The following is a 24,096-nucleotide window of genomic DNA, read 5'->3' on the forward strand; positions in this document are numbered from 1 at the left end:
TTAAGGACTTTCCATGCGACTGCCTCCTCTCGTCGTTTCCGCCACCGAAGAGGTGCTGCGTGAAGTCCTGCGCTTCACCGCACCGGCCGACGGCACCATTTCCCGCTATTTCAAAGAACACCCGCGCCTCGGTGGGCGCGAGCGTGGCGCGATTGCCGAATCGGTCTACGCCTTCCTGCGTAATCGCAGCTTTTTCACCGATTTTGCGGGCCAAAACGCCTCGATGCGGCGCCTGGCCCTGCTCGGTCTGGCCAGTGTGGCGGGCATCGAAGCCCTGCCGGGCCTGAGTGAAGAAGAAGTCCAGCTGCTCGAGCGCGTCAGCCAGATCGACCGCAAGCTGCTGCCGCCTTTGATGCAGGCCAATCTGCCGGAGTGGCTCTATAACAAACTGGTCGCCCAGTATGGCGAGGCCGAGGCCCTGACCCTGGCCGAGGCCCTGAACCAGCCGGCCCCGCTCGACCTGCGCGTGAATGCGCTGAAAACCACGCGCGAAGCCGTGATCGCCGAACTGGCGACGGCCCCGATTCTGGCGGAGCCGACGCCGTTCGCGCCCCTCGGTCTGCGTTTGAGGAAGAAGCCGGCCCTGCAGAACCTGCCGCTGTTCAAGAGTGGCGCGATCGAAGTGCAGGATGAGGGCAGCCAGCTGCTGGCCCAGATCGTCGGCGCCAAGCGCGGCGAGATGGTGGTCGACTTCTGCGCGGGCGCGGGCGGCAAGACCCTGGCCCTGGGCGCCACGATGCGCAATACCGGTCGCCTGTATGCCTTTGATGTGTCCGAAAAGCGCCTCGCCAAGCTCAAGCCGCGGCTTGCGCGCAGCGGTCTGTCGAATGTGCATCCTGTGCTGATCGCCCACGAAAAGGACGCGAAGATCAAGCGTTTGGCCGGGAAAATCGACCGCGTGCTGGTCGATGCGCCGTGCTCGGGGCTGGGCACTTTGCGTCGCAATCCGGACGTGAAGTGGCGTCAGCAGGCCGAGACGATCGCAGAGATGCAGCAGAAGCAGGGCGCGATTCTGGAAGGCGCCGCCCGTCTGCTGAAACCGGGTGGCCGCCTCGTGTATGCCACCTGCAGTCTGCTGAACGAAGAGAACGACGCCGTGGTGGAACAATTCCTGGCTGCGCACAGCGATTACAGCCTGGTCCCGATGACGGATGTGCTCGCCGAGCAGAAGATTGCTCTCGACACCGGCCCCTACCTGAAGCTGCTGCCGCACCGGCATCAGACCGATGGTTTCTTCGCCGCCGTGCTCGAACGCAAGCCGATGCCGAAAGCCGCTGACTAAGCTGCCATGCCGACCTTTAATCTGCTCAACGAGCTGAACCGCGACCTGCACGATGCCAGTGCCATCTGGCAGGCGGTGGCCATCGTCCTGTCCATTGCGCTGGGCTGGGGCGCGGCCCGCTGGATGCGTCAGCGCAAGCTGAACGCGGCCCCGGCGTCCGAGCAGGCGGATCTGATCCGGGTCGGCATCGACAGTCTGACGCGCGTCGTCGGGCCGCTGCTGGCGGTGGCTTTCCTCGGCGTGGCCAAGCTGGCGCTGGCGCCTTGGTATCGCGGCAACCTGATCCATGTGGCCCTGGCCCTGATGACCTCGTTTGCGGCCATCCGGGTCGGCTTCTTCCTGCTGCGCCGCACCTTTGCGCGCCAGGGGACGGTCGGCGCCACGATTGCCACGTTTGAACGCATCCTGTCCCTGCTGGTCTGGTCGGGCCTGGCGCTGTACATCACGGGCTTGTGGCCCGATGTGATCGACGCGCTCGAGGGCATCAAGTTGCCGATCGGACGCCATCAGGTCACCCTGCTGGCGATGTTGCAGGCGGGCAGCTCGATCATCGTGCTGCTGATGCTGGCCATGTGGGCCGGCGCCGCGCTTGAAGAACGCCTGATGCGCGTCGAGACCATGCATTCCTCGCTGCGCGTGGTGACGGCCCGCCTGGGCCGGGCGGTGTTGATCCTCGTCTCGGTGCTGCTCAGCCTGTCTCTGGTCGGCATCGATCTGACCGTGTTGTCCGTGTTTGGCGGCGCCCTCGGCGTCGGTCTCGGTCTGGGCCTGCAGCGTATTGCCAGCAATTACGTGTCGGGATTTGTCATCCTGCTCGAACGCAGCCTGACGATTGGCGACATGATTGCGGTGGATAAATACACGGGCAAGGTCACGCAGATCAACACGCGCTACACGGTGATCCAGGGCCTGGATGGCATCGAGACGGTGTTGCCGAATGAGATGCTGATGACGGGCGCCGTGCAGAATTATTCTTTGAGCAACCGTCTGGTCCGGGTCGCGACCCAGTTGACTGTCTCTTACGACAGCGATTTGGCTGCCTTGTTCCCGCGCCTGGAGCAAGTCGCGGGCGAGGTGCCGCGCGTGTTGGCCGAACCGGCCCCGTCGGCCACCTTGAACAAGTTCGGCAGCGATGGTTTCGAGATCGAAGTCGGCTTCTGGATTGCCGACCCGGAAAACGGACGCGGTGGAGTCTTGTCTGAGGTCAATAAGCGAATCTGGGAAGTCCTGCAATCTGATCAGTTCAAGCTGCCTTTTCCCATGCGTGACACCCGTTTTCTCGACGCCCGTATCGCCGCCGTGATGGCCGGCGCCGGCAAACCCGGCTGACACGCTTGCCGCATTTTTGTGCGGTCGAGGGCGTTTCCGGCGTAAAATGAGAGGTATCACACCGCTTCGGAGAAAGCGGGCCTTCCCCACTTTGGAGTAGTAATGAATATTTTGAGCAGCATCCTCGACTTTTTGTCGACCGGCATCACCAACCTGAGTTTCTGGCAACTGGTGGCCTACACCCTGATCGTGACCCACATCACGATTGCCAGCGTCACCATCTTCCTGCACCGCCATCAGGCCCACCGCGCCCTGGACCTGCACCCGCTGCCCAGCCATTTCTTCCGTTTCTGGCTGTGGTTCACCACCGGCCAGGTGACCAAGGAGTGGGCTTCGATCCACCGCAAACACCACGCCAAGTGCGAAACCGAAGAGGACCCGCACAGCCCGGTGACCAAAGGCATCAAAACGGTGCTGTGGACCGGCGCTGAACTCTACCGCGCGGAATCGAAGAACAAAGAGACCATGGAGAAGTACGGCCATGGCACGCCCGACGACTGGATCGAACGCAATCTGTACAGCAAGTTCAGCTGGCAGGGCGTGGCTGCGCTGCTGATCATGAACGTGATCCTGTTCGGCGTCGCCGGCATCACCGTGTGGGCCGTGCAAATGCTGTGGATTCCCTTCTTTGCTGCTGGCGTCATCAATGGGATCGGCCACTACTGGGGCTATCGCAACTTCGACAATAACGATGCGGCGACCAACATTTTCCCCTGGGGCATCCTGATCGGTGGTGAAGAGCTGCACAACAACCACCACACTTTTGCCACCTCGGCCCGCCTGTCGAACAAGTGGTACGAGTTCGACATCGGCTGGACCTATATCCGCATCATGGAAATCGTCGGCCTGGCCAAGGTCAAGAAAGTGGCGCCGGCGCCGCGTTTCGACAAGCAAAAAGTCGTCGCCGACCTCGAGACGCTGCACTCGGTCATTACCAACCGTTACGATGTGATGGCCAAGTATGCCAAGTCGGTCAAGCTGGCCTGGAGGGACGAGCTGGAAACCCTGCGCGGCAAGGCCGAGCTGCACGCCCAGTTCCTCAAGTCGTCGCGCAAGCTCATGCAGCGCGAACCGGCCAAGCTTGAAGCCCCGCAACGTCAGCAGCTGAGCGAACTGTTCGCCCACAGCCAGGCGCTGGAAACCATGCACCAGATGCGCGTCGAACTGTCGGCCATCTGGGACCGTTCGCATGCCACCAAGGAAGAGCTGCTCCAGCAGCTGCGCGACTGGTGCGCACGTGCCGAAGCCTCGGGTATCCGGGCGCTTGAAGAATTCTCCTTGCGCCTGCGCAGTTATGCTTGATGCATAAGAAAACGGCTCCCGCGGGAGCCGTTTTTTTTACTTCTTACCCGGCTGGTAAAGTTGGTCGAAACTGCCGCCGTCCTTGAAGTGGGCGGGCTGGGCCTTGGACCAGCCGCCGAACACCTCGTCAATCGTGAATAGCTTCACCGTGGGGAATTGTTTCGCATACTTGCGCGCCTCCTTCTCTACGGACGGGCGGAAATAATTCTTGGCGATGATTTCCTGGGCTTCGTCCGTGTACAGGTACTCGAGGTAGGCCTGGGCGACGGCGCGCGTGCCATGCTTGTCGGCCACTTTGTCGACGAGGGCCACCGGCGGTTCGGCCAGAATGCTGATCGAGGGCACGATAATATCGAAGCGATTCGGCCCCAGTTCCTTGACCGCGAGCAGGGCTTCGTTCTCCCAGGCGATCAGCACGTCGCCAATGCCACGCTCGACAAAGGTGGTGGTGGCACCACGCGCACCCGAGTCCAGCACAGGCACATTTTTGAACAGCTTGCCGACGAAGTCGCGTGCGCTCGCTTCATTGCCGCCCGGCTGTTTGAGTGCAAAGCCCCAGGCCGCCAGATAATTCCAGCGCGCCCCGCCCGAGGTCTTGGGATTCGGGGTGATGACGGCCACGCCCGGCTTGATCAGGTCGTTCCAGTCCTTGATGCCTTTCGGGTTGCCCTTGCGCACGAGGAACACGATCGTGGACGAGTAGGGCGCGCTATTGTGCGGCAGGGCCTTCTGCCAGCCCGGCTTGAGCAGGCCCTTGCTGGCGATCTCGTCGATGTCATAGCCGAGCGCCAGGGTCACGACATCGGCGTCGAGCCCGTCGATCACCGCGCGTGCCTGCTTGCCCGAACCGCCGTGGGATTGCTTGATCTTCAGTTGGTCGCCCGTCTTGGCCTTCCAGTGTTTGGCGAACTCGGCATTGATGTCCTGGTAGAGCTCGCGCGTCGGGTCGTAGGACACATTCAGCAGCTGGATATCGGCGGCCAGCGCCGGGGAGAGGGCGGCGGCCAGCGACAGGGCGGCGGCCAGGCGTTGCAACAGCATGGGGACTCCTTGGTGGTTAATCTGTGGCACACAGATTAAAAGGAGGTCTTGCTAACTGGAAGGAATGATTTCGCGATTCTTTATGCGCGATACGCATAAAGTGAACAGCAGCGATCGTATCGCGCCCTCACGGGGAGGGCAGACTTGCTCAACATACAAATCGGGGTCTGACCCCGATTTTTGGCTTTTTATGCGTTTTGCGTATGGAGCGGGCAAAAAAAATCCCCGGGCCGGCCGGGGATTCTGGTGAAACCGATCGATTACTTGATCTTGGTTTCTTTGTACAGCACGTGCTTACGGGCCTTGGGATCGAACTTCATGATCTCCATCTTCGCCGGCATGGTGCGCTTGTTCTTGTCGGTGGTGTAGAAGTGACCGGTACCTGCGGTCGACTCCAGTTTGATTTTGTCGCGGCCAGTTTTCGCCATGATAGCTCCCTAATTAAATTTTCTCGCCGCGAGCACGCATGTCGGCCAGGACAGCGTCGATGCCCAGCTTGTCGATCACGCGCAGACCGGCGTTGGACAGGCGCAGGGAAACCCAGCGGTTTTCAGATTCAACAAAAATACGGCGATTCTGCAGGTTGGGCAGGAAACGGCGCTTGGTTTTGTTGTTTGCGTGGGAAACGTTGTTGCCGACCATCGGCCCTTTCCCGGTAACTTGGCAAACACGTGCCATGGTGCACTCCTTGAGATCAATCCAAAATTGGAAAAACAAGAGTATAGCTGAAAAAACCTCGGTTTATCAAGCACTTGTGAAAAAAAAGTGTGTCGCGCAATTTCGCGTAAATTTAACATTTATGACGTTCAGATTTGACCGTGCTCCGCAAAGGAATGGACCTGGGGGCCGGCCACGACAAAATGGTCGAGAATCCGCACGTCGATCAGGGCCAGGGCCTGGACCAGGGCGCGCGTCAGCAGCAGGTCGGACTCGCTCGGTTCCGGACTGCCGGACGGGTGGTTGTGCGCCAGCATCAGGGCGGCGGCGTTGTGGGCGAGCGTGGCCTTGACCACCTCGCGCGGGTAGACGCTGGTGTGGGTGAGGGTGCCGCGGAACATTTCTTTGTAGGCCAGCAGGCGGTGGCGCGCGTCCAGAAACAGCACGTAGAAGGATTCGTATTCGCGGTGGCTGAGCGTGAGGCGCAGGAAATGCTTGGCGTCCTCGGGCGAGCTGATCATATCGCCCGTGCGCAGGACTTCGGCCGCGGCGCGCCGCGCCAGCTCGTGCGCCGCTTGCAGTTCGGCATACTTGGCCAGGCCGAGGCCGTGCACGGCAGCAATGGCGTCGTGATCGGCGTGGAGCAGGGCGTGCAGCGAGCCGAATTGCTGGAGCAGCGCGCGTGCGAATTCGACGGCATTGCGTCCGCGCACACCCACGCGCAGAAAGATGGCCAGCAGCTCGGCGTCCGACAGCGCCCGCGCGCCCTCGGCCAGCAGGCGCTCGCGCGGGCGGGACGCGGCCGGCCAGTCTTGGATGCTCATCAAAACACCTTTGGGTACAATAGCGGTTTCACCGTTCCAGAGTGCACCATGTCTTCCGTCCCGACCGTTACTGAAAACGCCTACCTCACCCTGCATTACCGCCTGGCCAGCCAGGACGGCACGGACATCGTGAGCACCTTTGCCGGGACGCCGGCGACCTTGTTGCTGGGCCAGGGCCAGCTGGCCCCGAATCTCGAGGCCTTGCTGATTGGCCTGCCCGAGGGCACGCACACCCAGTTTGACCTGAGCCCGGAACAAGGGTTCGGCCCGCGTAATCCGGAATTGATCCAGCTGGTGTCGAAGTCGGCGCTGGCGGAGAACTCGGCGCCCGACGAGCAGTACACGATCGGCGACCTGGTCGAATTCAATGCCCCGAACGGCGGCCGCTTCGCCGGCATCCTGCGTGAGATGCGCGAAGATGGCGCCGTGTTCGACTTCAATCACCCGCTGGCCGGGCAATCGCTGACGTTTGAAGTCAAGCTGATCTCGGTCCTGTAATTCAGAAGGAAGGCTTATGGATAAGGAAATCCTGCTGGCCCAGCCGCGCGGCTTCTGCGCCGGGGTGGACCGCGCGATCGAAATCGTCGAACGCGCCCTGCAGCAGTTTGGCGCGCCCATCTATGTGCGCCATGAAATCGTCCACAACGCCTATGTGGTCAAGGATTTGCGCGATAAAGGCGCCATTTTCATCGAAGATCTCGATGACGTCCCGCCCGGTAACACGCTCGTGTTCTCGGCCCACGGGGTCTCCAAGGCGGTGCGCGCCGAAGCTGAGGCGCGCGGCCTGAAAGTCTTCGACGCCACCTGTCCGCTGGTGACCAAGGTTCATGTGGAAGTGGCCAAGATGCGCAAGCAGGGCTGCGAAATCATCATGATCGGCCACGATGGCCATCCCGAGGTGGAAGGCACGATGGGCCAGGTCGAGGCCGGCATGTACCTGGTCGAAACCGTCGAGGACGTGGACAAGCTGGACGTCGCTAATCCCGACCAGCTCGCCTATGTGTCGCAGACCACCCTGTCGGTCGACGACACGGCCGACATCATCGCCGCCATCAAGCGCCGTTTCCCCAATGTGCATGAGCCGAAGAAGGGCGACATTTGCTATGCCACCACCAACCGCCAGGAAGCCGTGAAGTTCATGGCGCCCCAGGTCGATCTGGTGGTCGTGGTCGGCAGCCCGAACAGCTCGAACTCGAACCGGCTGCGCGAAGTGGCCGAGAAGAAGGGCACGCCGGCCTATATGGTCGACAATGCCAGCCAGATCGACCCGGCCTGGCTCGAGGGCAAGCGCCGGATCGGCGTCACGGCCGGCGCCTCGGCCCCTGAAGTGCTGGTGCGGGCCGTCATCGACCACCTGCGTGCGCTCGGCGCCCAGAGCGTGCGTGCGCTCGAAGGCGTCGAAGAAAATGTGACGTTCCCCTTGCCAAAAGGCCTGGATGGCACGAAAACGCAGGTCGTTTAATACATACGCCTAAATGAAATTCGCTGGAGTTGTAATTTTTCAATATTAGTTTTTCCCAATCCCCGCTATGATGTCGTCCGTGCTCAAGCACGTAGTGGATGACCAGGAGCGGCACCGCGGACGCATACCCGGTGCCGCTTTTGTTAAATAGAAGATCAACACAGAGGCGTGAATGGATACCTTTATCCAACAGATTTTGAACGGCCTGGTGCTAGGAAGCATGTATGCGCTGGTCGCTCTCGGCTACACCATGGTCTATGGTGTGCTCAACCTGATTAACTTTGCCCACGGCGACGTGCTGATGATCGGCGCCATGGTCGGTTTGAGTATTCTCAACTACCTGGGCGTGCACTATCCGGGCCTGCCCGGCTATGTGCAGCTGGGCATCGCCATCCTCGGCGCGATTCCGGCCTGCATGCTGGTCAACATCGTCATCGAGCGCGTCGCTTACCGGCGTCTGCGCAATGCGCCGCGTCTGGCGCCGCTGATCACGGCCATCGGCGTGTCGATTCTGCTGCAGACCTTCGCCATGATGATCTGGGGCCGCAGCCCGCTGCCCTTCCCGCAACTGCTGTCTTCCGATCCGATCTTCATCGGCGGCGCCGTCATCTCCCAGACCCAGGTGCTGCTGCTGGCGCTGGCCGCGCTGGCCATGGTCGGCCTGGTCTTCCTGGTGGAAAAAACCAAGATGGGCCGGGCCATGCGTGCCACGGCCGAGAACCCGCGCGTCGCCGGCCTGATGGGGGTGGATGCCGACAAGGTCATCGTGGCCACCTTCGCCATCGGCGCGGCCCTGGCTGCCGTGGCCGGGGTGATGTGGGGCGCCAACTATTCCTCGATCCAGTTCGCCATGGGCTTCATGCCCGGCCTGAAAGCCTTCTCGGCCGCTGTGCTGGGTGGCATTGGCAATATCTACGGCGCCATGGTCGGCGGCATCCTGCTCGGCATCATCGAGAGCCTGGGCGCGGGCTATATCGGTGACTTGACCGGCGGCTTCCTGGGCTCCAACTACCAGGACATCTTCGCTTTCATCGTGCTCATCGTCGCGCTCACGATCCGCCCCTCGGGCATCATGGGTGAACGTGTGGCCGATCGTGCCTGATCAGGAGACGACCATGAAACTTCTCGACTTCGACGTCCAGCACAAACCGGCCAAGGCCTACACCAGCATGGCGATCGTGCTGCTGGCCCTGCTGATCTTCCCGATGGTGGCCCAGCACTACGGCAATTCCTGGGTGCGTATCCTCGACATGGCCCTGCTGTACATCATGCTGGCCCTGGGTCTGAACATCGTGGTCGGCTTTGCCGGCCTGCTTGACCTCGGCTACATCGCCTTCTACGCGGTCGGCGCCTACATGACCGGCATGCTGGCCTCGCCCCAATTCGCGACCCTGCTCGAATCTCTGATCAACAACTACCCGGCGCTCGGCAATGCCCTGGTGGCCGTGCTCGGCGAGGACATCCGCCAGAACGGCATCCACCTGTCGGTCTGGCTGATCGTGCCGTTCTCGGCGGCCCTGGCCGCCTTCTTCGGCGCGCTGCTCGGCGCCCCGACCCTGAAACTGCGGGGCGACTACCTGGCCATCGTGACGCTCGGCTTCGGCGAGATCATCCGCATTTTCATGAACAACCTGAATGAGCCGATCAACTTCACCAATGGCCCGCAGGGCATCAACCTGATCGATCCGATCAAGGTGTTTGGCGTCAATCTCGCGGGCGAGCGCGGCGTCGTCCAGATGGGGCCGCTGTCCATGCCCTCGGTCAACGCCTACTACTACCTGTTCCTGTTCCTGTGCGTGGCCATCGTGTTCATCACAGCGCGCCTTCAGCATTCGCGTCTGGGCCGGGCCTGGGTCGCGATCCGTGAGGATGAGATCGCCGCCAAGGCGATGGGCATCAACACCCGCAACGTCAAACTGCTGGCCTTCTCGATGGGCGCCTCGTTCGGCGGCGTGGCCGGCGCCATGTTCGCCGCCTTCCAGGGCTTCGTGTCGCCCGAGTCCTTCTCGCTGATGGAGTCGATCGCCGTGCTGGCCATGGTGGTGCTCGGCGGCATTGGCCACATTCCGGGCGTGATCATGGGCGGCGTGCTGCTGGCGGCCCTGCCCGAGGTGCTGCGCCACGTGGTCGAGCCGGCCCAGAACGCCATCTTCGGCCATGTGCTGATCGAGGCCGAAGTGCTGCGCCAGCTGCTGTACGGTCTGGCCATGGTGGTGATCATGCTCAAGCGCCCGGCCGGCCTGTGGCCCGCGCCCAAGCACGAAGACCGCCCCGACGCGGAAACGAACGACAAGAACGCCACCGGCGTGATGCCCGCCTGAGGAAAGACCATGGACCAGCAAGACGTGCTCCTGAATATCAACGGCGTCAACAAGCGCTTCGGCGGCCTGCAGGCCCTGACCGACGTCAGCATCAAGATCATGCGCGGCCAGATCTATGGCCTGATCGGGCCGAATGGCGCCGGCAAGACGACCTTCTTCAATGTCATCACCGGCCTCTACCAGCCGGACACGGGCAGCTTCGAGCTCGCCGGCAAGCCTTATTCGCCGAGCGCCCCGCACGAGGTGGCCAAGGCCGGCATCGCCCGCACCTTCCAGAACATCCGCCTGTTCGGCGACATGACCGTGCTCGAAAACGTGATGGTGGGGCGGCATGTGCGCACGCGCCAGGGTGTGTTCGGCGCCATCTTCCGCCACCAGGCCGCGCGTGAGGAGGAGGCGGCGATTCGCCGCCGCGCCCAGGAATTGCTCGACTTCGTCGGCATCGGCCAGTTCGCCAATCGCACGGCCAAGTTCCTGTCCTATGGCGACCAGCGCCGCCTGGAAATCGCGCGCGCCCTGGCCACCGACCCGCAATTGCTGGCCCTGGACGAACCGGCGGCCGGCATGAATGCCACCGAGAAGCTGGCCCTGCGCGAGCTGCTCGTCAAGATCAAGGCCGAAGGCAAGACCGTGCTGCTGATCGAGCACGACGTGAAACTGATGATGGGCCTGTGCGACCGCATCACCGTGCTCGAGTACGGCAAGCCGATCGCCGAAGGCCTGCCCGCCGACATCCAGAAGAACCCGGCCGTGATCGAGGCCTACCTCGGGGGAGCGCACTAATGACGACTGAAAACATCCTCAAGGTCTCCGGCCTGAAAGTGGCCTATGGCGGCATCAAGGCCGTCAAGGGCATCGACATCGAAGTCAACAAGGGCGAGCTGATCACCCTGATCGGGGCGAATGGCGCCGGCAAGACCACGACCCTGAAAGCCATCACCGGCACCCTGCCGAACTGCCACGTGGAAGGCACGGTCACCTATCTGGGCCAGCATCTGAAGGGCAGCAAATCCTTTCATCTGGTCGAGAAGAAGCTGGCCATGGTGCCGGAAGGGCGCGGCGTGTTCACGCGCATGACCATCCACGAAAACCTGCTGATGGGCGCCTACACGCGTAATGACCAGGCTGGCATCGAGGCCGATATCGACAAGTGGTACAGCGTGTTTCCGCGTCTGAAGGAGCGGCGCGAGCAGCTGGCCGGCACCCTGTCCGGCGGCGAGCAGCAGATGCTGGCGATGGCGCGCGCGCTGATGTGCCACCCGACCCTGCTGCTGCTGGACGAGCCCTCGATGGGCCTGTCGCCGATCATGGTGGAGAAGATTTTCGAAGTGATCCGCGATGTCTCGAAGCAGGGCATCACGATTCTGCTGGTCGAGCAGAACGCCAAGCTGGCGCTGGAAGCGGCCCACCGCGGCTATGTGATGGACTCGGGCGCGATCACGATGAGCGGCGTGGCCAGCGAGCTGCTGCACGATCCGCGCGTGAAGGCCGCCTACCTCGGCGAATAAAACGGCGCCGCCCAAACAAAAACGCCCCGGTTTCCCGGGGCGTTTTGCTTACTACAACATCATCGCTACATGATTACTTCTTGGCGGCTTTCGGAGCAGCCTTGGCCGTGGCCTGGGTGAAGTGGTTCATGGCGGCGTTGACATTGGCTTCCAGGGCTTCGACAGCCTGCTTGGTCACCTTGCTCAGCTGCTCATAGCCAGCGTTGGCGTTGCCGATGGTGGCTTTCACCACGGCGACCACGTTTTCGGTACCGGCCGGGGCGTTCTTGGTCACTTCGTCGACCAGGGCCACGACCTTGCGGTTGGTTTCAGCCAGCTGGGCTTCAGCGGCTTTCGAGAATTCAGCCTGGGTGCCGGCAGCGATGGCCGCGATCTGACGGCCATAGGAAATGGCTTTCTCGGCGGTCGGCTGTGCCTGGGCAGCGCTCAGGCTGAAGAATTCCTGGGCGTCTTTGGCGGCCAGCAGCTGCTTGGTGGCAGCGGTCGACTCTTCCAGCGAAGCCTTGGCGGCGGTCAGGTTCAGTTCCACCAGCTTTTCCACGCCTTCAAAGGCTTTGGAGGTCAGCGAGTTCAGAATGGCGAACTGCGATTCGAGGTTGGCCTTGGTGGCACTCGAAAATTGCTCGGGGATAGCAAACATGGTTTTCTCCAATAAAGGAAAGCAAGCGGTTAAGATTGTGCATCGCAACAAATGCCATTTTACGCAGCTGTTCAGCTAAGTCAAGCATTTTTTGTGCGACGCAGCAAAATGTGGAATTTCTATTTTTCTTGACAGCAAGAGCGGGGTCAAGGCAGCGCATGGTAGACTGCCCGCGACCCTCCGCGCCTTGATATGGCGCAATAACACGCTGGAAATGTTGCAACGCATAAGAAGGAGACCCATGATCACCAGTCCGCAACAAGAGATGGTCGACGCCGCCATCCGCTCGCGCCGTTCGATCCGCGCCTTTCTGCCCACGCCGGTAGCGCGCGAGGACATCGAGGGCATTCTCGAGGTCGCATCGCGCGCGCCCTCGGGCACCAATATTCAGCCGTGGAAGGTGTATGTGCTGACCGGCGCGGCGCGCGCGCGCCTGTGCGCGGCCATCAGCGCCGTCCACAATGACCCGGCCGCGGCCGCCGCCCATCAGGAGGAGTACGCCTACTACCCGCGCCAGTGGGTCTCGCCCTTTATCGAGCGTCGCCGCAAGGTCGGCTGGGATCTGTACACCCTGCTGGGCATCACGCGCGAGAACAAGGCCGGCATGCACGCCCAGCACGGCCGCAACTACCAGTTCTTTGACGCCCCGGTCGGCCTGATCTTTACGATCGACCGCGTGCTCGAGCAGGGCAGTTGGCTCGACTACGGCATGTTCCTCGAGAACATCATGATCGCCGCGCGCGGGCGTGGCCTCGACACCTGTCCCCAGGCCGCCTTCACACCCTTCCACCGTATTATCAAAGAGCAACTTTGCTTGCCGGATAACGAAATGCTGGTCTGCGGGATGGCGCTCGGCTATGCCGACCCCGATAAGATCGAGAACACGCTACAAACGGAGCGCGAACCGCTGAAAAACTTCGTCCGTTTTCTTGAATAAGCGCGTATACTGCTGAAATTAAAGGCTGTGTTCGATTTGCTTCAAAGGATTGATTGATGGTAAAGCTTGCGTTGAGCGCCCTGGCGGCGACCATGTTGTTGGCCTTCCCCGGCAGCGACGCGCTCGCCGCCAGCAAGACCAAGGCCGCGGCCGTCAAAAAAGTCAAGAAAGCCCAGGACGATGATGAGCGCGTTGTGCGCCGTCTGGTCACGGTCAATGGCAAGCGTAAGTACATTACGCAGAAGGTCAGCACCCTGTCGACCATGGGCGACAAGGCCGGCCTGGCCCAGACCCACGATCCGCTCGACCTGAAATCGAATGTGGCCTTCGTGCTGGACCAGGAAAACGCCGAGGTCCTGTTCGAGAAGAATGCCAATGTGGCCCTGCCGATCGCCTCGATCACCAAGCTGATGACCGGCCTGATCGTGGTTGAAGCCAAGCAGGACATGGACGAAGTGCTGACCGTCACCGACGACGATGTCGACCGTGAAAAGCACAGCAGCTCGCGCCTCAAGGTGGGCAGCAAGCTGACCCGCGCCGACATGCTGCATATCGCGCTGATGAGTTCGGAAAACCGCGCCGCTTCGGCCCTCGGCCGCAATTATCCGGGCGGGCTGCCGGCCTTCGTCGAAGCGATGAATGCCAAGGCGCGCGAGCTCGGCATGAGCGACACCCATTACGTCGATTCGAATGGCTTGTCCAGCCGCAATGTGGCCAGTGCGCGCGACCTGTCCAAGCTGGTCGCCTATGCGCACAACCAGCCGCTGCTGCGCCAGTACTCGACCGACCCGCGTTCGGTCGTCGAAGTCAGCGGCAAGCCGATGCAGTTCGCCACCACGAACGGCCTCGTCGCCAGTCCCAACTGGGAGATCGGCCTGCAGAAGACCGGCTTCATCAACGAAGCCGGGCGCTGCCTGGTGATGCAGGCGATGATCCAGGGCCGCTCGGTGATCATGGTCTTCCTCGATTCCAAGGGTAAGCTGTCGCGGATCGCCGATGCCGGGCGCATGCGCAAGTGGCTCGAATCCTTCAAGACGCCGAGCTTCGGGCAAGGCTAAACAAAAACGGGCCCGCGGGCCCGTTTGTTTTTCAGGCCGCTTTTTCGGGCCGGTAGCCGAGCGTGGCCGAAATCTGATTGGCCGTGCTGACCAGATCCTCGAGCCAGTCTTCCTGCAGACGGTCGCCCGGGGCCGAGATCGACAGCCCGGCCACCAGCTTGCCCGAGTCGTCGCGGATGCCGGCGGCCATGCAGCGCACGCCCAGTTCCAGTTCCTCGTTGTCACGCGCATAGCCGCGCGCGCGCACCAGGCTCAGCTCGCGTTCGAGGCGGGCCAGATCGGTGATCGAATTCTTGTTGTGACCGGCCAGACCGGTGCGCGTCGCATAGGCGCGGATGGCCTTGGGATCGTCGACCGACAGGAACAGCTTGCCGGTCGACGTCAGATGCAGCGGTGCCCGGCCGCCGATCGCGCGCACCACCTGCATGCCCGAGCGTTCCGAGAAGGCGCGGTCGATGTAGACGATCTCGTCACCCTGGCGCACCGACAGGTTGATCGTCTGCTGGGTCTTTTTGTGCAGCGCACGCATAAAATCGAGCGCGGCTTCACGCACGGAAAGCCGGCTCTTGACCACATTGCCCAGTTCCAGCAGGCGCATGCCGAGCCGGTAAGTGCCCGGTTCGACCCGGTCGACAAAGCGCGTGATCACCATATCGTTGAGGATGCGGTGCGCCGTCGACGGGTGCAGACCGGCTTCCTGGGCCAGCTCCTTGAGGCTGACCGGGTCCGAGTGCTTGGCCAGGGCGTCCAGCAGGGACACCATGCGTTCGATCACCTGAATCGAAGTTTTCGCGGTTTCCAGGGAGTCGTTTTTCATGATGTGGTTGGTGCGGTGCGGGATGAACAGAATCTTTATACCATATTGTGAAAAGGGATGGCAAACCACGGGGCCCCGGCGGCATAATATTGTTTCGCTACCACAGGACGCCCATGGAACAGCCCACCAGTGAATTCAAGAGCAAAAGCGGTCTGAAACGCATCTTTGCCGCCTTTTTCTATTCGATCGACGGCTTCAAGGCGGCCTGGCGCCATGAGCACGCTTTTCGTCAGGAACTGCCGCTGGTCGTGATCGGCAGCATCGTGGCCCTGGTCCTGCGCATCCCCATCTTCGAAAAGCTGCTGCTGATCAGCGTGCTGCTGCTGGTGCTGATCGTCGAGCTGCTCAACTCGGCCATCGAAGCCGTGGTCGACCGCATCTCGCTCGAGCGCCATCCGCTGTCGAAAAACGCCAAGGACTTCGGCTCGGCCGCCGTCTTCCTGTCCCTGGTCGTGGCCGTCGCCACCTGGGCCGTGGTCCTGTTCGACCGTTACTATTAAGCGCCTATATGCCGATTCGGTCATAAGCAGCTAACGAATCAATTGTTGCTGTTCGTCTAAGGCGCGCTATGCTGATCGCCTTAGCCAATTGAGGAGGAATCATGACCCTGCGTCTCGGCGATACCGCCCCCGACTTCGAACAAGACAGCACGCTCGGCCGCATCAAGTTTCACGAATGGGCCGGCAATAGCTGGGTGGTGCTGTTTTCCCACCCGGCCGACTTCACCCCCGTCTGCACCACCGAGCTGGGCCTGACCGCCAAGCTCAAGCCCGAGTTCGACAAGCGCAATGTGAAAGCGATTGCCCTGTCGGTCGACCCGGTCGACGCCCACGCCAGCTGGATCAAGGACATTGAGCAGACCCAGCAGACCGTGGTCGGCTTTCCCATCCTGGCCGACAGCGACAAGAAAGTGTCCGAACTGTACGACATGATCCACCCGAACCAGTCGGCCACGGCCACCGTGCGCTCGCTGTTCATCATCGACCCCGCCAAGAAAGTGCGCCTGATCATCACCTACCCGATGAGCACGGGCCGCAATTTCAATGAGGTGCTGCGCGTGATCGACGCCCTCCAGCTGACCGACGGCTACACCGTGGCCACGCCCGGCAACTGGCAGGACGGCGACGACGTGATCATCCCGCTGACGGTGACCGATCCCGAGGTGATCAAGCAGAAATATCCGAAGGGCTACAGCGCACCGCGCCCCTATCTGCGCCTGACCCCGCAGCCGAACAAATAAGCGCGCGCCGCATAAGCAAATAAGTTAAGTGTCGTTTTCTATGTAAGCTGAGCACATTAGAATCGTCCTAACTCTTGGAGATTCTGCATGAGCTTCACTTATATCGCATCGGGCTTCGCCGTTGGCCTGCTGGTTGGCATGACCGGCGTCGGCGGCGGCAGCCTGATGACCCCGATCCTGACCCTGCTGTTTGGCGTGCAGCCCTCGGTGGCGGTCGGGACCGATCTGGCTTTCGCCTCGCTGACCAAGACGGCCGGCACCCTGACCCACAAGGTGCGCGGCACCGTGCGCTGGGACATCGTACGCCTGCTGTGCGTGGGCGCCTTGCCGGCCGCGCTGCTCGCCACCATCGGCCTCAAGCTGTTCGGCACCCTGAACAAGGAAATCGGCCAGTTCATCCGCTATTCGATCGCCGTCTCGGTGATGCTGACCGTGGTCGCCATTCTGTTCCGCGGCAAAATGCTGGCCTGGATGCTGGCCGATCCCGCGCGTCAGCTGCACGGACGCCGCCTGAGTGCGGCCACCGTGCTGGCCGGCGCCATTCTCGGCGTGCTCGTCACGATCAGTTCGATCGGCGCCGGCGCCATCGGCGCCACCCTGCTGGTGCTGATGTACCCGCGCCTGACGGCGGCCGAAGTGGCCGGCACCGACATCGCCTATGCCGTGCCGCTGACGGCGATTGCCGCCTTCGGCCACTGGTGGCTGGGCTCGATCGACTGGGCGCTGCTGCTGGCCCTGCTGGTCGGCTCCGTGCCCGGCATCACCCTCGGTTCCTGGGCCGCGCGCGCCGTGCCCGACCGTTTCCTGCGCGGTCTGCTGGCCACGACCCTGACCGGCGTCGCCTTCAAGCTGATCAGCTAAGCCATTGTTTCTCCAATAAAAAAATCGGGGCCCGACCCCGATTTTTTTATTTCCGCCCAGATAAATCGGGGTCAGACCCCATTTATGCATTCGGCAAAATTCGTCTAAGCAAATGCGAAATGATTACTTCCGCTTATGCGATTTGAGTGGGAAGATTTAATCTCTCATACTCATTTCGTTATATGTGATGTCTGCTCGCGTTCTACCTGGTCTACGGCTCAGCTTGGGAATCAGCCTCGTGTATCTGAGCCTGATCGTCCTGATTCCGCTCTCGGCCGCCTTCCTGCGCAGTGCCAGCCTGTCGCCGGCCGAGTTCTGGCAGGCCGTCACGCAGGAACGCGTGCTGGCCTCCTACCGGCTGAGCTTTGGCGCGGCTTTCGTCGCGGCGCTCGTGAATGTGCTGTTCGGCGGCCTGCTGGCCTGGGTGCTGGTGCGCTATGAGTTTCCGGGCCGCCGCCTGATCGATGCCCTGGTCGATCTGCCGTTCGCGCTGCCGACAGCCGTGGCCGGCATCACCTTGACCACCCTGTACGCCGCGAATGGCTGGCTGGGCCGCTACCTGACGGCGGCCGGGATTCAGGTGGCGTTCACGCCGCTGGGCGTGGTGCTGGCCCTGATCTTCGTCGGCCTGCCGTTCGTCGTGCGTACCGTCCAGCCCGTGTTGGAGGAAGCCGAGCGCGAACTGGAGGAGGCCGCCGCCAGCCTCGGCGCGCGCCCCTGGCAGGTGTTTTGGCGCGTGATCTTGCCGACCATTGTGCCGGCCCTGCTGACCGGCTTTGCGCTGGCCTTTGCGCGCGCCACCGGCGAGTACGGCTCGGTGATCTTCATCGCCGGGAATATGCCGATGGTGTCCGAGATCACGCCCCTATTCATCGTCACCAAGCTCGAGCAGTACGACTACGCGGGCGCCACCGCCATCGCCGTTGTGATGCTGCTGTTTTCCTTCGTAATGCTGCTCACCATTAACCTGTTGCAGGCCTGGAGCCGCCGCTGGAGCGCCCGATGAATCGTCCCGCTCTGCAAGACCCGGTCTGGGTGCGCGCCACCTTGCTGTTGCTGGCGCTCGGCTTCGTCACGCTGTTCCTGTTGATCCCATTGGCCGCCGTGTTCAGCGAGGCCCTGCGCAAGGGATGGGACGCCTATCTGGCCGCCATCACCGAGCCCGACGCCGTCGCCGCCATCCGCCTGACCCTGACCGCCGCCGCCATCGCCGTGCCGCTGAATCTAGTGTTCGGCGTCAGCGCCGCCTGGGCCATCGCCAAGTTCGAGTTCCGCGGCAAGAGCCTGCTGCTGACCCTGATCGATCTGCCGTTCTCGGTTTCGCCCGTGATCTCCGGCCTGATTTACGTGCTGCTGTTCGGCGCCCAGGGCTGGTTCGGCCCCTGGCTGCGCGAGCACGACATCAAGATTCTGTTTGCCGTGCCCGGCATCGTACTGGCCAGTATCTTCGTCACCTTTCCCTTCGTCGCGCGCGAGCTGATTCCGCTCATGCAAGCCCAGGGCAATGAAGAAGAGGAGGCCGCCCTCGTGCTTGGCGCCTCGGGCTGGCGCAGCTTCTGGCGCGTGACCCTGCCCAACATCAAGTGGGGCCTGCTGTACGGCGTGATTCTGTGTAATGCGCGCGCCATGGGCGAGTTTGGCGCGGTGTCGGTCGTGTCCGGCCATATCCGCGGCGAGACCAATACCATGCCCCTGCATGTCGAGATTCTCTACAACGAATACAACTTCGTGGCCGCCTTCGCCGTCGCCTCGCTGCTGGCCCTGCTGGCGCTGCTGACCCTGGCCCTGAAAACCCTGGTCGAATGGCGCATGCGCCGGCCCGACCCACTTCCGCTGGAGCCCCACCATGAGCATTGAAGTCCGCGCCATCGACAAGCGCTTCGGCGCCTTCCGCGCCCTCGACCAGGTCTCGCTGGCCTTTCCCACCGGTGAATTGACGGCCCTGCTGGGCCCCTCCGGCTGCGGCAAGACCACGCTGCTGCGCATCATCGCCGGCCTCGAGTATCCGGACGCCGGCCAGGTCCTGCTCGACGGCGAGGACGCCTCGGCCCGCCATGTGCGCGAGCGCCAGGTCGGCTTCGTGTTCCAGCACTACGCCCTGTTCAAGCACATGAGTGTGTTCGAGAACGTCGCCTTCGGCCTGCGCGTCAAGCCGCGTGCCCAGCGCCCGAGCGAAGCCCAGATCCGCGAAAAAGTGCATGCGCTGCTCGACCTGGTCCAGCTCGACTGGCTGGCCGAGCGCTACCCGTCCCAGCTGTCGGGTGGGCAGCGCCAGCGCATCGCCCTGGCGCGCGCGCTGGCCGTCGAGCCGCGCGTGCTGCTGCTCGACGAACCCTTCGGCGCGCTCGACGCCCAGGTGCGCAAGGAACTGCGGCGCTGGCTGCGCCGCCTGCACGACGAGCTGCACGTGACCTCGATCTTCGTCACCCACGACCAGGAGGAAGCGCTCGAAGTGGCCGATCAGGTGGTGCTGATGAACAAGGGCAGGGTGGAGCAACAGGGCACGCCCGACGCCGTCTACAACGAGCCGGCTTCGCCCTTTGTCTACGGCTTTCTCGGCAATGTGAACCTGTTCCATGGCCGCGTGCACGAGGGCGTGCTGGCCAGCGGCGACAGCGCTCTGCCGGCCCCGGACCACGCCAGCGTGCGCGATACGGTGGGCATCGGCTATGCGCGCCCGCATGAGCTCGATATCCGCCCGTATGCCGCAGGCGGGGCCGGCATTCCGGCGCGGCTGCGGCGCGCGCGCGCCATCGGTCCGCTCGCCCAGCTCGAGCTCGAGCGGGCCGACACCCAGGACCCGATCGAAGCCCTGATCCCCGATGAAACCCTGCGCCAGCTTGGCCTGCGCGAAGGCGACACCGTGCTCGTGCAGCCGAAACGCCTGCGCGTGTTTGTCGATGGCATTGCCCACTGAGAGGAACGTATGAACTTCCAACAACTGCGCTCCGTGCGCGAAGCCGCCCGGCGCGGCTACAACCTGACCGAAGTGGCGCAGGCCCTGTTCACCTCGCAGCCGGGCGTGAGCCGCCAGATCCGCGAGCTCGAGGACGAACTCGGCGTCGTGATTTTCGAGCGCAATGGCAAGCGTCTGACCGGCCTGACCGAGCCCGGCAAAGGCATTCTGAAGATCGTCGAGCGCCTGCTGGTCGAGGCCGAGAACCTCCAGCATGCCAGTGAGGAATACGCGCGCCAGGACAGCGGCACCCTGACCATCGCCGCCACCCACACCCAGGCGCGCTATGCGCTGCCGCGCGTGGTGCAGGCCTTCCGCGCCGAGTTTCCCCAGGTGCGCATCGCGCTCCAGCAGAGTTCGCCCGAGCACATCGCCGAATGGGTCCTGTCGGGCAAGGCCGACATCGGCATCGCGACCGAGGGCCTGTCGGCCTTTCCCGAGCTGGTGTCCTTTCCGTGCTACCGCTGGAGCCACTTGATCGTCGTGCCCGACGGCCACCCGCTGCTGTCGCAAACGCCGGTGCGCCTGAGCGATCTGGCCGCCTGGCCCCTGATCACCTACGACCTCGGCTTCACCGGGCGCGGCCACATCGACGCCGCCTTCCGTGAGGCTGGCGTGACGCCCGACATCGTGCTGACCGCCATGGATTCCGACGTGATCAAACAATACGTGAGCCTCGGCCTCGGCGTTGGCCTGGTGGCCTCGATGGCGTTTGATCACGGGCGCGACAAGGGTCTGCGCGCGATCGAGGCCTCGCACCTGTTCGCCACCAACACCACGCGTCTGGCCGTGCGCCGCGGCGCCTATCTGCGCAAATACGCCTACCGCTTCATCCACCAGTTCGCGCCCGAGCTGAAGGCGCAGGACATCAGCGCCGCCCTGGCCACCGACGAAGCCTGAATCTTTCCCCTCAAACAAATCGGGGTCAGACCCCATTTTCCCGTACGGGAAAATGGGGTCTGACCCCGATTTGTTTGAGGGGAAATTATTACTGGCCGGGATTGAAAATGCGCGCGTGGATGGCGTCGATCGCGGCTTCGGTGTCGGCGTCGAGGCGGACGTCGAAGGCGTCGATGTTTTCCTTCAGCTGGGCCAGGCTGGTCGCGCCGATGATCGTCGCGCCGACGAACCAGCGCGAATAGGTCCAGGCCAGGGCCAGCGCCGCCGGGGTCAGGCCTCGGCTGCGCGCCAGGGCCGCATATTCGCGCACGGCCTCGAGCACGGCCGGGCGCAGATAGCGCGGGCTCCAGCTTGGCGGAAAGCGCGTCAGCCGGCCGGCCGCCTGCGGATCGTCGACATACTTGGCCGTCAGCTGGCCGAACGCCAGCGGGCTGTAGGCCAGCAGGCTGACCTGCTCGCGGTAGCAGGTCTCGGTCAGCAGCGTCGTCTCGAAGGCGCGCGCCGTCAGGTTGTACAGGTTCTGAATGGTGGCGATGCGCGGCAGCTTTTCCTGCTCGGCCAGGCGAGTGAACTCGCTCACGCCCCACGGCGATTCATTCGACACGCCGATATGGCGCACCTTGCCTTCCTTGACCAGCTCGTCCAGCGCGGCCAGGGTCTCGGCGATCGGCACATGGGGGCGCTCCTTGGCCGGATCGAAATAGTTCTGGCCGAAGATGGGAACATTGCGGCTCGGCCAGTGCAGCTGGTAGAGGTCGACGTAATCGGTCTGCAGGCGCTGCAGGCTGGCCTCGAGGGCGGCGCGGATGCCGGCGCGGTCCAGATTGCTCTGGCCGCCGCGGATCCAGCTCATCGCCGTCGGCCCGGCCACCTTGGTGGCGATCACGAGGTCGTCGCGCTTGCCGCGCTTTTTCAGCCAGCTGCCGATGTAGCGCTCGGTCGAGCCCGTGGTCGTGGCCTTGGGCATGACCGGATACATCTCGGCCGTATCGATGAAATTGATGCCGCGCTCGAGCGCATAGTCGAGTTGGGCGTGGGCCTCGGCTTCGGTGTTCTGCTCGCCAAAGGTCATGGTGCCGAGGCAGATGCGCGATACGCTCAGCCCGGTCTTGCCAAGTGTGGTGGTCTCCATATTCATTGTCCGCGCAGGGCGTCCGCGCACTCGCGCACCAGTGCCGGACCCGCGTAAATCAAGCCGCTGTACAGCTGTACCAGAGCGGCGCCAGCCGCCATTTTGGCACGTGCGTCGCTGCCTTGCAGAATGCCGCCGACGCCGATGATGGGCACGGCGTCGCCAAGCTCGGCCTTGAGCCCGCGGATCACCTGGTTCGACAAGGCGAACACGGGCGCGCCCGACAGGCCGCCGGCCTCCTCGCCATGGCGCATGCCGGCCACGGCCGTGCGGCTCAGGGTCGTATTCGTCGCGATCACGCCGTCAATGCGGTGGCGCAGCAGGGCATCGGCGATGTTCTTGATCTGCTCGGCGTCGATATCGGGCGCGATCTTCAGAGCCAGGGGCACATAGCGCTGGTGCTGATCGGCCAGGCGCTGCTGGGCGTCCTTCAGCTGGGCCAGCAGGGCGTCGAGTTCGGACGCGCCCTGCAGCTGGCGCAGGTTCTTGGTGTTGGGCGAGGAAATGTTGACCGTCACGTAGCTGGCATACGGATACACTTTTTGCAGGCAGTGCAGATAGTCCTCGGCCGCGCGCTCGATCGGGGTGTCGGCGTTCTTGCCGATGTTCAGGCCGAGCACGCCCTGGCGCTCCTGGTAGTAGCGCGAGGCCTGGACATTGGCGACAAACGCGTCGACCCCGCCATTGTTAAAGCCCATGCGGTTGATGATGGCCTTGGCCTCGGGCAGGCGGAACATGCGCGGCTTGGGATTGCCGGGCTGCGGGCGCGGGGTCACGGTGCCGACTTCGATCGCGCCGAAGCCGAGCGCGGCCAGGCCGTCGATGTAGGCGCCATCCTTGTCGAGACCGGCGGCAAGGCCGACCGGATTCGGAAAGCGCAGGCCCATCACCGTGCGCGGATCGGGCGCGGGCGGCTTGACCATGGCAGTCAGGCCGAGGCGCGCCGCGCGCCGCAGTGCCGGCAGGGTGAGGTTGTGGGCCGTCTCGGGATCGAGGGCGAACAGCAGGGGGCGGGTCAGGGCATACAGGAGTTTGTCGGACATGGCTTGGCTCGCGGAATCAATCCCGCATTGTACCAAGCCGCCCTAGAGGCCGAGCGGGCCCCACTGCCCCTTGATGCGCGCTTCCAGCGGACGGAACTGGATCTTGTAGGCCATCTTGGGGCTCTGCGCGATCCAGTAGCCGAGGTAGAGATGGGGCAGGCCAAGCTCGCGCGCCTGGGCGATCTGCCACAGGATATTGTAGGTGCCGAGCGAGGCGCCTGCGAGTTCGGGCTCGAAGAAGGTGTAGACCGAGGACAGGCCGTCCGACAGCACGTCGATGATCGAGACCATGCGCAGGGTGCCGTCCGGCTCGCGGAACTCGACCAGGCGGGTGTTCACGCGTGACTGCAGCAGGAACTGGGCGTACTGGTCGCGGCTGTCCTGGTCCATGCCGCCGCCGGCGTGGCGCGTGGTCTGGTAGCGCAGATACAGGTCGTAGTGTTCGTCGGAGAAAGCCAGATGGGCGACGCTGGCCTCGAGATGTTGATGGCGCTGCCAGGCGCGCCGCTGTGAGCGCTTGGGCACGAAGTCGTCGACACGCACGCGCACCGGCACGCAGGCCTGGCAACCGTCGCAATACGGACGGTAGGTGAAGATGCCGCTGCGCCGGAAACCGCTGCGCACGAGTTCGGAATACACATCGGCATTGATCAGGTGCGAAGGGGTGGCCACCTGCGAGCGCGCCTCGCGCTGCTCAAGATAGCTGCACGGATAGGGGGCCGTGGTGTAGAACTGAAGGGCGGCGAAGGGCAGTTCGTTCAGCTGCGTCATGCAGGGCTTTCCGGT

General features: G+C 63.2%; 27 protein-coding genes. 18 read left to right on the forward strand and 9 right to left on the reverse strand.

All coding sequences use genetic code 11. The features are described from left to right. The first annotated feature begins 13 nt into the window (after positions 1-13). From LZ005_RS00115 to LZ005_RS00125, 3 genes are all read left to right on the forward strand, one after another. Positions 14-1,282 carry an RsmB/NOP family class I SAM-dependent RNA methyltransferase gene (locus LZ005_RS00115; protein WP_237802863.1) on the forward strand — a complete coding sequence of 423 codons (1,269 nt, stop codon included), beginning with the start codon at positions 14-16 and terminating at the stop codon, positions 1,280-1,282. 6 nt (positions 1,283-1,288) lie between these two features. Beyond that, positions 1,289-2,611, forward strand: a complete 1,323-nt coding sequence (locus LZ005_RS00120; protein WP_237802871.1) for a mechanosensitive ion channel family protein — start codon at positions 1,289-1,291, stop codon at positions 2,609-2,611. Between the two features lie 102 nt (positions 2,612-2,713). Beyond that, a complete protein-coding gene (locus LZ005_RS00125) occupies positions 2,714-3,913 on the forward strand; it encodes a fatty acid desaturase (RefSeq protein ID WP_237802873.1) in 1,200 nt (399 codons plus the stop codon). A 36-nt stretch (positions 3,914-3,949) separates the two neighbouring features. Here LZ005_RS00125 and LZ005_RS00130 read toward each other — a convergent pair whose 3' ends face one another. The 4 genes from LZ005_RS00130 to radC all read right to left on the reverse strand — a co-directional run bounded on the left by LZ005_RS00130 (position 3,950) and on the right by radC (position 6,435). Then, positions 3,950-4,954, reverse strand: a complete 1,005-nt coding sequence (locus LZ005_RS00130; protein WP_237802875.1) for a sulfate ABC transporter substrate-binding protein — start codon at positions 4,952-4,954, stop codon at positions 3,950-3,952. A 260-nt stretch (positions 4,955-5,214) separates the two neighbouring features. Then, complete coding sequence (rpmG, locus tag LZ005_RS00135) at positions 5,215-5,382, reverse strand: 50S ribosomal protein L33 (protein ID WP_154371792.1); 168 nt, start codon at positions 5,380-5,382, stop codon at positions 5,215-5,217. A gap of 13 nt (positions 5,383-5,395) precedes the next feature. Then, complete coding sequence (gene rpmB, locus LZ005_RS00140; protein ID WP_237802877.1) at positions 5,396-5,632, reverse strand: 50S ribosomal protein L28; 237 nt, start codon at positions 5,630-5,632, stop codon at positions 5,396-5,398. A gap of 128 nt (positions 5,633-5,760) precedes the next feature. Then, the gene (radC, locus tag LZ005_RS00145; RefSeq protein WP_237802879.1) at positions 5,761-6,435 is read right to left on the reverse strand and encodes a DNA repair protein RadC; all 675 of its coding nucleotides are present in this window, start codon (positions 6,433-6,435) and stop codon (positions 5,761-5,763) included. A gap of 48 nt (positions 6,436-6,483) precedes the next feature. Here radC and LZ005_RS00150 point away from each other — a divergent pair, with 48 nt between their 5' ends. The 6 genes from LZ005_RS00150 (at position 6,484) to LZ005_RS00175 (ending at position 11,726) form a co-directional block, all read left to right on the forward strand. Beyond that, positions 6,484-6,933, forward strand: coding sequence for a peptidylprolyl isomerase (locus tag LZ005_RS00150; RefSeq protein WP_237802881.1), 450 nt, complete (start codon positions 6,484-6,486; stop codon positions 6,931-6,933). A 16-nt stretch (positions 6,934-6,949) separates the two neighbouring features. Further along, positions 6,950-7,897 (forward strand): 4-hydroxy-3-methylbut-2-enyl diphosphate reductase, encoded by a 948-nt coding sequence (gene ispH / locus LZ005_RS00155; protein ID WP_237802883.1) that lies wholly within the window; start codon positions 6,950-6,952, stop codon positions 7,895-7,897. 172 nt (positions 7,898-8,069) lie between these two features. After that, positions 8,070-8,999 (forward strand): branched-chain amino acid ABC transporter permease, encoded by a 930-nt coding sequence (locus tag LZ005_RS00160; protein WP_237802885.1) that lies wholly within the window; start codon positions 8,070-8,072, stop codon positions 8,997-8,999. A 13-nt stretch (positions 9,000-9,012) separates the two neighbouring features. Then, a complete protein-coding gene (locus tag LZ005_RS00165) occupies positions 9,013-10,218 on the forward strand; it encodes a branched-chain amino acid ABC transporter permease (protein ID WP_237802887.1) in 1,206 nt (401 codons plus the stop codon). Positions 10,219-10,227: 9 nt separating this feature from the next. Further along, entirely contained in the window at positions 10,228-11,001 is a 774-nt protein-coding gene (locus tag LZ005_RS00170) for an ABC transporter ATP-binding protein (protein ID WP_237802901.1), read from the forward strand. Beyond that, positions 11,001-11,726, forward strand: a complete 726-nt coding sequence (locus LZ005_RS00175; RefSeq protein ID WP_237802903.1) for an ABC transporter ATP-binding protein — start codon at positions 11,001-11,003, stop codon at positions 11,724-11,726. The genes LZ005_RS00170 and LZ005_RS00175 overlap by 1 nt, the downstream gene beginning before the upstream one ends. Before the next feature lie 73 nt (positions 11,727-11,799). Here LZ005_RS00175 and phaP read toward each other — a convergent pair whose 3' ends face one another. Beyond that, on the reverse strand, positions 11,800-12,366 hold the full coding sequence (phaP, locus tag LZ005_RS00180; protein WP_237802905.1) for a TIGR01841 family phasin: 567 nt from the start codon (positions 12,364-12,366) through the stop codon (positions 11,800-11,802). Positions 12,367-12,607: 241 nt separating this feature from the next. On the opposite strand from phaP, the gene LZ005_RS00185 reads away from it, so the two are divergent. Continuing rightward, positions 12,608-13,303 carry a nitroreductase gene (locus LZ005_RS00185; protein WP_237802907.1) on the forward strand — a complete coding sequence of 232 codons (696 nt, stop codon included), beginning with the start codon at positions 12,608-12,610 and terminating at the stop codon, positions 13,301-13,303. 56 nt (positions 13,304-13,359) lie between these two features. Next, complete coding sequence (pbpG, locus tag LZ005_RS00190) at positions 13,360-14,361, forward strand: D-alanyl-D-alanine endopeptidase (RefSeq protein ID WP_237802915.1); 1,002 nt, start codon at positions 13,360-13,362, stop codon at positions 14,359-14,361. A gap of 31 nt (positions 14,362-14,392) precedes the next feature. Here the strand turns inward: pbpG and LZ005_RS00195 are convergent, their stop codons facing one another. After that, positions 14,393-15,178 (reverse strand): IclR family transcriptional regulator, encoded by a 786-nt coding sequence (locus LZ005_RS00195; RefSeq protein ID WP_237802917.1) that lies wholly within the window; start codon positions 15,176-15,178, stop codon positions 14,393-14,395. A 113-nt stretch (positions 15,179-15,291) separates the two neighbouring features. Between LZ005_RS00195 and LZ005_RS00200 the strand changes: the two genes are divergently transcribed. From LZ005_RS00200 to LZ005_RS00230, 7 genes are all read left to right on the forward strand, one after another. Next, positions 15,292-15,678: a diacylglycerol kinase gene (locus LZ005_RS00200; protein WP_237802919.1), complete on the forward strand. Its 387-nt coding sequence runs from the start codon at positions 15,292-15,294 to the stop codon at positions 15,676-15,678. A gap of 101 nt (positions 15,679-15,779) precedes the next feature. Next, positions 15,780-16,418, forward strand: a complete 639-nt coding sequence (locus LZ005_RS00205; RefSeq protein WP_237802921.1) for a peroxiredoxin — start codon at positions 15,780-15,782, stop codon at positions 16,416-16,418. An 87-nt stretch (positions 16,419-16,505) separates the two neighbouring features. Continuing rightward, positions 16,506-17,279, forward strand: a complete 774-nt coding sequence (locus tag LZ005_RS00210) for a sulfite exporter TauE/SafE family protein (RefSeq protein WP_237802923.1) — start codon at positions 16,506-16,508, stop codon at positions 17,277-17,279. Between the two features lie 187 nt (positions 17,280-17,466). Beyond that, positions 17,467-18,285 (forward strand): sulfate ABC transporter permease subunit CysT, encoded by an 819-nt coding sequence (gene cysT, locus LZ005_RS00215; RefSeq protein WP_237802931.1) that lies wholly within the window; start codon positions 17,467-17,469, stop codon positions 18,283-18,285. Further along, positions 18,282-19,136: a sulfate ABC transporter permease subunit CysW gene (gene cysW, locus LZ005_RS00220; RefSeq protein ID WP_237802933.1), complete on the forward strand. Its 855-nt coding sequence runs from the start codon at positions 18,282-18,284 to the stop codon at positions 19,134-19,136. The genes cysT and cysW overlap by 4 nt, the downstream gene beginning before the upstream one ends. After that, positions 19,126-20,196 (forward strand): sulfate/molybdate ABC transporter ATP-binding protein, encoded by a 1,071-nt coding sequence (locus tag LZ005_RS00225; RefSeq protein WP_237802935.1) that lies wholly within the window; start codon positions 19,126-19,128, stop codon positions 20,194-20,196. The genes cysW and LZ005_RS00225 overlap by 11 nt, the downstream gene beginning before the upstream one ends. A gap of 9 nt (positions 20,197-20,205) precedes the next feature. Next, positions 20,206-21,135 carry a CysB family HTH-type transcriptional regulator gene (locus tag LZ005_RS00230; RefSeq protein WP_237802937.1) on the forward strand — a complete coding sequence of 310 codons (930 nt, stop codon included), beginning with the start codon at positions 20,206-20,208 and terminating at the stop codon, positions 21,133-21,135. A gap of 88 nt (positions 21,136-21,223) precedes the next feature. Here the strand turns inward: LZ005_RS00230 and LZ005_RS00235 are convergent, their stop codons facing one another. The 3 genes from LZ005_RS00235 to LZ005_RS00245 are packed head-to-tail and all read right to left on the reverse strand — an operon-like array spanning position 21,224 to position 24,081. Beyond that, positions 21,224-22,267 carry an aldo/keto reductase gene (locus tag LZ005_RS00235; protein WP_237802939.1) on the reverse strand — a complete coding sequence of 348 codons (1,044 nt, stop codon included), beginning with the start codon at positions 22,265-22,267 and terminating at the stop codon, positions 21,224-21,226. A 2-nt stretch (positions 22,268-22,269) separates the two neighbouring features. After that, positions 22,270-23,310 (reverse strand): quinone-dependent dihydroorotate dehydrogenase, encoded by a 1,041-nt coding sequence (locus LZ005_RS00240; RefSeq protein WP_237802941.1) that lies wholly within the window; start codon positions 23,308-23,310, stop codon positions 22,270-22,272. Positions 23,311-23,352: 42 nt separating this feature from the next. Further along, positions 23,353-24,081, reverse strand: coding sequence for an arginyltransferase (locus tag LZ005_RS00245; RefSeq protein ID WP_237802943.1), 729 nt, complete (start codon positions 24,079-24,081; stop codon positions 23,353-23,355). Positions 24,082-24,096: the final 15 nt, after the last annotated feature.

This window comes from Massilia sp. TS11 (genome assembly GCF_022012445.1).
In the GTDB taxonomy this organism is placed as follows: Bacteria; Pseudomonadota; Gammaproteobacteria; order Burkholderiales; family Burkholderiaceae_D; genus Telluria.